The organism is Pseudomonas sp. NFPP24, from assembly GCF_900112095.1.
Lineage (GTDB): Bacteria > Pseudomonadota > Gammaproteobacteria > Pseudomonadales > Pseudomonadaceae > Aquipseudomonas > Aquipseudomonas extremorientalis.
Window position 1 is genome coordinate 1 of the sequence record NZ_FOKD01000025.1, and the last position, 11345, is coordinate 11345.

At 62.1% G+C, this 11345-nt stretch carries 3 protein-coding genes; all 3 read left to right on the forward strand.

The window, feature by feature from the left end; genetic code table 11:
• The coding region (locus BM026_RS28755; RefSeq protein ID WP_305883237.1) for an NEL-type E3 ubiquitin ligase domain-containing protein at nt 1-4612 on the forward strand (4612 nt) is incomplete at its 5' end.
• Nucleotides 4613-4719: 107 nt separating this feature from the next.
• Nucleotides 4720-10761, forward strand: a complete 6042-nt coding sequence (locus BM026_RS28760) for a dermonecrotic toxin domain-containing protein (RefSeq protein WP_175507991.1) — start codon at nt 4720-4722, stop codon at nt 10759-10761.
• A gap of 104 nt (nt 10762-10865) precedes the next feature.
• A partial coding sequence (locus BM026_RS28765; RefSeq protein WP_139217593.1) for a dermonecrotic toxin domain-containing protein occupies nt 10866-11345 on the forward strand: 480 nt, incomplete at its 3' end.

The following is an 11345-nucleotide window of genomic DNA, read 5'->3' on the forward strand; positions in this document are numbered from 1 at the left end:
GCTGCTCAATATCGGCATGCTGCTGTTGACCGGCGTGTCGATGTTCGTACCCGGGCTGGGCGAGGTCATGATGGGGGTGATGGCCAGCCAACTGCTGTATGAAGCCTTCGAAAGCGTGGTGGAGTGGGAGGAAGGCGATCGCAAGGCAGCCAAGGCCCACTGGTTGGATGTGGTACAGAACGTGGTGCTGCTGGCCGCCATGGTGGGCGCAGGCAAAGGCCTGGCCAAACTGACGGCGGTACCGGCCGAACCGGTGGTCGAGGGGTTGCAACCCGTCACCCTGCCCAATGGAAAAACCCGCTTGTGGAAACCCGACCTGAAACCCTATGAAACGCCGGTCAAGCTGCCACCCGATGCCCGGCCCGATGCGCATGGCCTGTACACACACGAAGGGCAGACGTACCTGACGCTGGAGGACCGGCAGTATCAGGTAACCAAAGACCCGGACACCGCCGCGTATCGCATCCAGCACCCGTCCCGACCCGAGGCCTACTCACCCGAGCTGACCCACAACCACGAAGGCGCCTGGCTCCACGAGGGCGAAAACCCGCAGGCCTGGGACGACGCTACCGCACTCAGGCGCCTGGGCCATACCACCGAAGGCCTGGAGACTGAACAGTTGCTCAAGGCACAAGAGGCCAGCGGCGTTTCCGCCAACGCCTTGCGCGAAGCCCACTTTAATGGCGAAGCCACCCCCCTGCTGCTGGCCGATTCGTTGCAGCGCTTTAAACTCAACCAGGACGTCAGCGCATTCATCCAGCAACTCAAAAGCGCCGACCCCGCCGTCTACAGCCAGGCTGACCTGGGCCTGCAACTGGACCTGATGAAGCGTCGCGGCCTGCTGTCCAGCACCCCGCCGCTACGGGTTGTGGATCCCCAGGGCAAAGTCCTGTGGGAGGATATACCCCATCCTTCATCGCCGTTCAGGCGTGCGGTTTATCTCACGGAGCAACATTTGGCCCGTGGCGAGGGATTGCGTGAGGTGCTGTACACGCTGCAGGACACCGACCCACAGCTGCTCGACATCCCGGGCCAGCCCCAGGACACGCTCGACACTCGGGCCACCGGGCTGCGCCAGGCATTGGGTGAATTCGTCGAGAGCATCAAGCCGTCGTATCTGGAAGAGCGCTATCAGACACTCACAGCCAGCAACGATCCCGACATACAGCGCGTACAGCAGGCTTTCCCCAAACTGCCGACGCGCATCGCGGGGCAATTGCTCAAAGAGCTGAGTACCGAGGACGTGACCACGTTACGCAACACCGGGCGCCTGCCGGATACGGTGGCTGGACTGGCACGCTGGGCCGAGCAGGAAACCCGCGTGTCTCGGGCCTATGAAAACTTGCACCTGAATACGCCGTCCGAGCTCGACAGCCAACGCCTGGTCCTGCGCACCCTGGAGACCTTGCCGGGCTGGCAACGGGGCACCCGCGTGGAGTTACGCCTGCACTCACCCGACGGCCCATTGCTCGACGCGATCGGCGAGGCCGGCAGCACGCCAGGCAAGACGTTGGTCCAACTGGAAAACGGGCAATTCAAAGGGCCGGATTCGACGGATATGTACCAGGCCATACTGGACACACTGTCAGCCGGTGAACGTCAGGACCTGAAGCTGTTCGACGCCCACCAACTGCGCGATGCCATCGCGGCCAAGCCCTTGCCCCGCGACACCTTGCGCACCCTGCTGTTGGAGCATCCGGTGCGCAAACCCACTTACGACGCCACCCTGCGCTTGCTGGGGGGCGGGCGCGGCTACGACATGCTCAGGGCGCAGTTCAACAGCCCGGCACAGCGGGTGCGCAGGCTTTACCCGTCTTTCAGCGATGCAGAAGTCACCGCCTTCATCGAGTCACTGGGCAGCGATACAAGCCGCCAGCTGGCCCTGAGGGAAGCCGAGTACAGCCAGCTCAAAGCCGACTTGAAGCAGTGGGTCAAAACCAACATCCCACGTGTGGCTTCCAGCGACTATGAACGAACGGGCGGGTACAGCGCGGTGGTTGCCAAGGATATCAAGCGCTGCTGGCGCCGTGAGACAGGCACCTCGCTGAAAATCGTCAGCGGCATGCCCCTGGACCTGCCCGCGCTGACGGCAGACTTCAGCCATGTCACCGAGCTTGAACTGTTAACCCGACGCTGGTCGAGCAATGCTCAAACCTTTCTGGGCAACTTCACCCAACTCAAAAAGCTGAGGCTGGAAAACTGCGACCTCAAAGCACTGCCCGAAGGGCTCGAGGCAATGCCCCGCCTCACCCATCTGGAGCTGAATGCGAACAATCTGGTGCTGACCCCGCAAAGCGCCGCCCGTCTGAGCGCTTTGCGACAGTTGGAAACCCTCGATCTTTCGGGGAACCGCCTGGGTACGTGCCCGGATTTCAGCTTCATGTACAGCCTCAGACGACTGAATCTGTCCTTTACCGGGCTTGATCAATGGCCGGTGGGCCTACGGGACAAAACCAGCCTGACCTCTCTCGACCTGAGCCACAACCAGCTTCGCGAAGTTCCCGCGGTACTGCTCGAGCCGCCGCCCGAGCAATTGGAGGCCATCGCCAAGATCAACAGCGTCACCTTGCTCGACGACAACCCGCTTCCCGACGCCTATCGCGAACGCTTCGACGCCTACTGGAGGCGCCTGAGCCAACAACGTCCGGACCTGATCAGGAACACTGACGCCTTCGATATGCGCAACCCGCTGCTTGAACGTGCGCGCACGCTGTACCCGAACCGCAGCCGCCTGGAGAACCGGCGGTTTATCTGGGGGCTGGGGAACGGCGCCGAAGCAGAGTTGCTACGCCTTGAGCAAGAATTCCAGGGGCTCAATAGGCAACTCGATACCTGGGCCTCAGCAGGCGGCAACCTGAACAGCCGCACCGGCAGCGGGTATGTGCGCACCCATCAGCGTTTGTTGAATGCCCTGGCTCAAGATGATCGCTACCTGGCCAAGGAACGCATCGTCCAATGCTGGCGCAAGGAAACGCCGATGCAACATGCTCACGATGGCACCCCCATCGGCCTGGAACTGGACCTCAGCGGCCTGAACCTGCAGAGCCTGCCGGAACTGGATGCGGACTTCAGCCACGTTGGCTCGCTCAAATTGACCAACATGCAGTTGAGCACCAGCCCCGAGCAGTTCCTGCTGCGCCATCGCGGGGTGCGCTGGCTGGACCTGTCGCAAAACCAATTGCGCGAGCTGCCGACAGCCCTTGATGAGATGAACGGGCTGACCCGTCTGTTTTTGCACGAAAACCAGATTCAGCTCACTACGCAAACTGCGCAAGTGCTGGCCCAACGTACAACACTCAGGCTGTTGAGCCTGGGCAACAACCCCTTGCGCATCGCTCCGGATTTCAGCGCTATTACCGACTTACGGGTGCTGGTAATGCAGAATTGCCAACTGGAGAGTTTCCCTGGCGGGCTCGGCGCACAACCGTTACTGACAAAGGTCGAGTTGGCGAGCAACCGCATCACCAGCCTTCCCGACTCGCTCATCAACCCTACGGATGAACAACTGGCGCAGTCCGTCCGGCTCACCCGGGTGACCGGCCTCAGTAACAACCCGCTGACCGAGGCGGTGCGCCAACAGGTGGATGTCTACCAGACGCGGCTTGAGCTGGCGGGCCACAGCTCGCTTGCACAGCCCAACCGGATGGTTACCTCAATAGTGGAACAGAGGCTGCCACTGATGGTGCAAGTTCCCGACCTGGTACAGGCAAAACGCTGGGTAAGGGACCTGTCCCAACAGGAACTAGCGAAACGCCACAACCAATGGTGGCAACTGCGAGAGCTACCCCACAGTGACGGTTTCTTCGCGATGCTCAATGGCCTGGAGGAACTGCCCGAAGGCCATGCAGACTTGCAGGCCCGAGTCTGGGCGGTGATCGACGCCATGACGCAAAACACTGCCGAATCCGAAGCGCTGCGGGCACAGGTATTTGAATGGGCGGGCCGGCCCACCTGCTGTGACCGCGCCGGGTTGTCGTTCAGCAACGTGGAGGTCATGACCATGGTGCACAACGCCAAGTTGATGGCCGGCGATGTGAATCAGGGGGCTACCCTGATCAAGCTGTCCAGGGGGTTGTTCCGCCTCGACGAAGTGGAAAAAGCCGCGCTGAACGATATCGCCCGGCGTACCCAAGCAATCAATGACAACCCCGCCTTGTCGGCCGAGGAGAAAACCCTACAGATCAACCGGCTGGAAGAAGTTGAAATCCGCCTGGCCTACCGTTTTGGGCTCAAGGACGCCGACCAGCTCGACTTGCCGGGCCAACCACAGACGGCGCGATACACCGGCGGCAAAGTTAAACCAGAGGTCTTGCAAGACACCCGCGACAAAATTCTCGCACTGAACAATTCACCGGCTGAATTCCAGGCGTTGGTCGCCAGGGATTTCTGGCAGGAGTACCTGACTCAGAAATACCAGGCGCAGTTCGAAGCGCAGAGCCAGCCGTTCCATCAAAGCCTGGGGGCCTTGTACGACCAGCGCAGCGAGGGGCGGTTGACCGAGAAGGTCTACGACCAACAGGCCAAGGACTTGCAAGCCCAGCTTGCCATCCAGGAAGCCAACCTGATCGAGACCCTGACACGCACAGAGTTGCGAGCCAATCCGATCACCTGACCGCCCGGTGCCAGGGCTGCACGCTCTGGCATCGCTTGACCTATCTACCCCGGCAAACGCCAACAGGCATGGTCTGCTGCGCACTTCATCATTGCAGGAGTGCACCCATGCCCGTTTTATCCACGACGGATCAGACACCGCCCCCCGTGTCAGACAGCCAGCACCACGCCTTGCTCGAAAACGCTGTACCCGATTGGCTGAAAAAGGCCACCGCGTCACAAAGGGATGCGCTCAAAACCGCCTCCACGGAATTGCCCGATTGGTATCAGCGCGCCCCGGCGGCCCGACGCAGCGCCTTTGAAACCAGCATCGCCAGCCAATTCGCCGCACAGAGCCAATTGGACACTACCTTGTCCAGGCTGCAAGACCTCGACACTTTCGCCCGGCCCCTGTTGGTCAACGCCTTGAAAGATCGGTTCAACGTCGAACTGGATGTCGACAAGACCTTCATCCGGCTACGAAAAACCGTGTCTATCAGCGAGTACTACATTCCCGCCGGTTGGTTCGAAGCACTCAAGCTGCCGCTGCTGCAAGCGGCTTTGCACAACTTCGAAGCGTCGGAATGTGAAGCCGGCGCGTTTCATTCGTCTTCGGGGTTCGTGGTCCTGGCGGCGAGCGGCGACTGCTATAACCCCATCACCACGACCTTGACCGTGGAGCAATTCACCGGGCTGTGTCGTTCGCTGGATATCGGCGCGAAATACCAGGCTTACCTCAAGGGTTTCCTGGAGCCCGATAACGCGGTGGCGCAGGCCGTCCTGCAGGAACGCTTCACTGCCGCGCACAAGTGCGCCCTGCGCGCGGCGGCTGAGCAGGCCCTCTTGAAAAATGACATCACCGAGGCCGACTACCGCATGGTCTTGTCGGTGATCGCCGGAGAAAAGGAGCCGGTGCTCAACGGCAAGCGCATCTGGTTGCGCGACCTGAGCCTGGCACAACATCGACTCACCGGTGTGGTGGTGTTCCTGGTCAGTGGCGAACTTCATAACGGGAGCGAGTTGCTGCTGTACGTTCCCGGCGATCCGCAGGCCCCGCTCAAGCGCTATACCCTGGGCCAGCTAAAGCCCCTGTTCAAGCAACGGTTCACCACCCCTGACACACCGCCGTCAGCGCAGGATGGGCCAACCGTCTACCAGCGCTTCTTCAGCCAGTTCGTCGACTATGCGGAGCGCGCGGACTATTTCAGCCAGTTCACCCAGAACGCCCCGGACACCACCATCCTCCAGGACCTCGCGCCCTATCAGGCCCTGATCGATCAAATACGCCGGGGGATCGACCCGTTCTACATGTTCAGCACGGTCCACCCAATGCCACCGCCTGCGCCGCCCCGGCAAGTGCCCAATCCGGACCCTTACCTGGACCCGGTGATTACGTCGCCGGCACACGGTGGATGGTTCTGGGGTGAGAACCTCGACCTGTGGACCTACCTCTACGAACAATATCGCGCCAGACTCTACGCCGACGCCCGCGCACACGCGGTGCCCACCGCCGACGTGGACGCACGCGTACGCTCACGCAAGCTGGCCCAGCTGCTCAATATCGGCATGCTGCTGTTTACAGGCGTGTCAATGTTCATACCGGCACTGGGGGAAGCCATGATGGCGGTGATGAGTACCCAGCTGTTGCTGGACACCTTCGAAGGGGTCAGGGAATGGTCGGAAGGTGATCGCAAAGCGGCCAAGGCACACCTGATTGATGTGGCGCAAAACCTGGTGATGCTGGCGGCCATGGTGGGGGCGGGAAGAGGCTTTGCCAAATTGATCCCGGTGCCTGCCGAGCCGGTCGTCGAAGCGACGTTGCCGGTGATGTCCACCGATGGCAAGACCCGCCTGTGGAAACCCGACCTGGCCCCTTACCGGGCGGGGGTCAATCTGGCACCGGATGCCCAACCGGATGCACAGGGGCTGTACCGCCACGAGGGGCAAACGATTCTGCCGCTGGAAGGCCACCCCTACCGGGTAACGCATGACGCGCAAAACGCCGAATACCGCATTGCGCACCCCACACGCCCAGAGGCGTACTCACCCAGGCTCACGCAAAACCACGAAGGAGCATGGCGTCACGAGGGCGAGCATCCCCTGGACTGGGACGACACTACGGCGCTCAGGCGCCTGGGCCATACCACCGCGCCGCTGGACACCGAGCAATTGCTCAACGCCCAACACGCCAGTGGCGTCACCGCCGATGCCTTGCGCGAAACCCATATGAACAGCGACACCACGCCGCTGCTGCTGGCCGATTCGTTGCAGCGCTTCAAAATCCACCAGCAGGTCAGTACATTCATCCAGCAGCTCAAAAGCACTGACCCCTTCGTGTTTCCCAAGGCTGACCTGGGGGCTCAACTGGACCTGATGAAGCGTCGCGGCCTGCTGTCCGGCTCCCCGCCGCTGCGAGTGATCGACACCGAGGGTCGCGTGCTCTGGGATGACGAGCCCTCACTGCCGTCCCAGCGCAGGCGCATAGTCCGGCTCACGGAGCAGCAGTTGGAGCGCGGCGAAGGCTTGCGCGAGGTGCTGGGTACCCTGCAAGGCACCGACCCCGACCTGGTCGACATACCAGGCTCGCCCCAGGACACCTTGCCCATGCGGGCCGCCAAGCTGCGCCGGCAACTGGGCGAGTTTGTCGAATCGATCAAGCCCTCGTATGTGCAGGAACGTTACCGCCAACTGACGGCCAGCACCGACGCCGATGTGCAGCGTGTGCAGGACGCCTTTCCCACCTTGCCGACGCGCATCGCCGAGCAACTGCTCAGCGAACTCAGTGCCCAGCAATTAGAGGCCTTTCGCGCCAGCGCGCGCCTGCCGGACACGCTCGCCGAGCTGGCGCAGTGGGCCGAACAGGAAACCCGGGTATCCCGGGCCTATGAAAACCTGCACCTGAACACACCGTTCGACCTCGATAGCCAGCGCCTGGCCCTGCGCACCCTGGAAACCCTGCCAGGCTGGCGCCGCGGGACCCGCGTGGAGTTGCGCCAGCGTATGCCTGGGGATGCCGAGGACCTGTTGCTCGATGCCATCGGCGAGGTGGACAGCACGCCGGTTAAAACCCTGGTGCAGCTCAGTGACGGGCAGTTCGAAGGCAACCCTTCCACGGATGTGTACGACGCCATTGTCAACGCGTTGTCACCCGGCGAGCGTATCGACATGAAGCTGGCCGACGCCGCGCAATTGCGCGCCGCCATCCAGTCCCAGCCCTTGCCCCGCGAAGCGTTGCGTGCATTGTTGCTGGAACACCCGGTGCGTAAACCTGCCTACGACCCCACGATGCGCCTGCTCGGTGGAGGGCGCGGCTTCGAGAAACTCAAGGCCCGGCTCAGCAGCTCAGCCCAGCGGGTACGCAAGCTCTATCCGTCTTTCAGCGACGCGCAAGTCGACACCTTCATTGAGTCAATGGGCAGTGATGTACGGTCAAAACTGACCCGGCGCGAAGCCGAATACCGCCAGCTCGAAGACGACCTGAACACCTGGGTCGAGGCCAACAAGCCGCGTACGGCGGGCTCCCAGTTCGACCGCGCCGGCGGCTATGCCGGCACGGTCGCCAGGGACATCAAGCGTTGCTGGCGCCGGGAGTCCGGCACTGCGCTTAAATTCATCAGCGGCATGCCGTTGGACCTGCCCGCGCTCACGGCAGATTTCAGCCATGTGACCGAACTGGAACTGCACACCCGTCAATGGAGCGCCAACGCTCAAACATTCTTGAACAATTTCACCCAGGTTGAAAAGCTGAGCCTGGTCAATTGCGAACTCACGACAATCCCCGAAGGGCTTGATCGGATGCCCCGGCTGACCCAGTTGCGCCTGAGCCAGAACAAGATCGTCCTGACCCCGGACAGCGCCGCGCAACTCAGCGCGCTGCACCCGTTGGAAAGCCTGGAGCTCTCGGGAAACCGCCTGGGTCGCACTCCGGACGTCAGCGCCATGCACGGGTTGAAAAGACTGGACCTGTCCTATACCGGAATCGAGCAGTGGCCGACCGGCCTGCAGGACAAAACCGGCCTGGAATTTCTCAACCTGCGCGGCAACCGCCTGCGCGAAGTGCCCGACCTGTATCTCGACCCACCTCCCGAACAGTTGGAGGCGATTGCCGGGATCAACAATGTCACCTTCCTGAAAGGCAACCCGCTCCCCGACACCTACCGTTCGCGTTTCGACGCTTACTGGCGGCGCCTGGGAGATCAGCGTCCGGATTTGATCAAGACCCATGATGTTTTTGACATCAGCAACCCGCCGCTTGAACGCGCGCGTGCGTTGTACCCGAATCGCAACGCGCTGGAGACCCGGCAGTTTATCTGGGGCCTGGGGGAAGGCCTGGAAGCAGAGTTGCAACGCCTGGAACGGGAGTTCGCCCAGCTCAACACGCAGCTCAATACCTGGGCTTCCGCTGGCGGCAATGTCAACAACCGCACCGGCACCGGTTACGTTCGCACCGAGCAGCGTGCGCTGAATGCTCTGGGTCGAGATGATCGTTACCTCGCCAAGAATCGGATCATCGCCTGTTGGCGCAAGGAAACGCCGGCCAAACTGGCCTTCGATGGCACCCCCATCGGCCTGGAACTGGACCTCAGCGGCCTCAACCTGCAGAGCCTGCCGGAGCTGGATGCGGACTTCAGCCACGTCGGCTCGCTCAAATTGAACAACATGCAGTTGAGCACCAGCCCCGAGCAATTCCTGCTGCGTCATCGCGGGGTACGCTGGCTGGATATATCGCAGAACCAACTGCGCGAGCTGCCGGCGGCGCTCAATGAGATGAACGGGTTGACACGCTTGTGGCTGCACGGCAACCAGATCCAGCTCAGCGCGCACACCGCTCAGGTGCTGGCCCAGCGGTCAACGCTTCGCCTGTTGACCCTGGCCTACAACCCCTTGCGCGTCGCTCCGGACTTCAGTGCCATCACCGACATGCGTACGTTGAACATGCGCAATTGCGAACTTGAGAGCTTCCCGACCGGGCTTGGTGCACAACCGTCGCTGGTACAGATCAATCTGGCGGGCAACCGCATCTCCAGCCTCCCCGAGGCCCTCATCAATCCACCTGACGAACAACTGGCGCAGTCCTCCAGGCTCACTCACCTCATCGAGTTCACGGGCAACCCGCTGACCGAGGCGGCGCGAGAGCAGCTGAACCACTACCGGGCGCGGCTTGAACAGGCGGGCCTGAGCTCGGTCGACCACCCCGACAACCTGGTCTCCTCGGCACTGCGGCTCTTGCCGCCGCCACGCCCCCAAGCCATCGATCAGGCGCAGGCGCGGCGCTGGATGCAAGCAATGTCCCCCACGCAGATCAGCACCCGCATGGCCCAGTGGGAGCAACTGCGCGCACAGCCAGGCAGTGACGGCTTCTTCGCCATGCTCAAGGACATGCGAGAGGCCACCGCCGGCCATGCAGACCTGCAAGCCCGGGTGTGGGCGGTGATCGATGCCATCACGCCAAACACCGTGGAATCCGCGGCGCTGCGCGAGCAGATGTTCGAGTGGGCCGGACGTCCGACCTGCTGTGACCGCGCCGGGCTGTCGTTCAGTAACGTGGAGGTCATGACCATGGTGCACAACGCCAAGGCACTGGCCAGCGATGTGAGTCAGGGCGCCGCGTTGATCAAACTGTCCAGGGGGTTGTTCCGCCTCGATGAGGTGGAAAAGGCCGCGCTGCAGGACATCGCCCGGCGCACCCAGGCGATCAATGACAACCCCGCTTTGTCGGCGGTCGAAAAAGCTCAGCGGATCGCCCTGCTCGAAGAGGTCGAGATCAGGCTGGCCTATCGCTTTGAGCTCAAGGACCCGGACCAGCTGGATTTGCCGGGACAACCGCAGACAGCGATCTTTACCCGCGGTAGGGTCAGCGCAGAGGCCCTGAAAAAGACCCGCGAGGACATCCTCAAGCTGAACGATTCGCCGGCCGAGTTCCAGGCCCTGGTCTCCCGGGATTTCTGGCAGGAGTACCTGACCCACAAGTACCGGGCTCGGTTCGAAGCGCAGAGCGAACCTTTCCACACCAGCCTGGAGGCCCTGCACCGCCAACACGCCGAGGGCCGGTTGTCCCAGGCCAACTACGAGCACCAGGCAAAGGACCTGCAGGCCCAACTGGCGATCGAGGAAGCCAGCCTGATGGAGACCCTGACACGCACAGAGTTGCAAGCCAACCCCGTCACCTGACTCACCGGGCGCCGGGGTTCGCACCCTGGCGCTGTTTTATCTACCCCAGGCGCCGCCCACTGACGTGATCTGCTGTCTGCTCCCACTACCTCAGGAGAGACCGCATGACGGTTCAACCTTCGCCCGTCGAAGCCACTACCCCCGTGTCGAAAAGCGTGCACGATACGTTCCTCAAGAATGCCGTGCCCGATTGGCTGAAAAAAGCCACGCCGCAACAGTTAGATGCACTCAAGACCGCGCCCGACGCAATGCCAGACTGGTACCAGCACGCCTCTGCGGCGCAACGCCAGTCGCTTATGGACTGCATCACCGCCGGCTTCACGGCCCAGAGCACGCTGGACAACGCCATGTCCCAGTTGCAGGACATCGACACCTTCGCCCGGCCGTTGTTGGTCAAGGCCCTCAAGGATCAGTTCAAGGTCGAGCTGGACGTCGACAAAACCTATATCCGCCTGAGAAAGAGCGTGACGATGGGTGTCTTCAACGTCACCGCCGGCTGGTTCGAGGCGCTCAAGCTGCCACTGCTGCAAGCCGCCCTGCACAACTTCGAAGCCGCGGAATGCGAAGCCGATGCCTTTCATGCC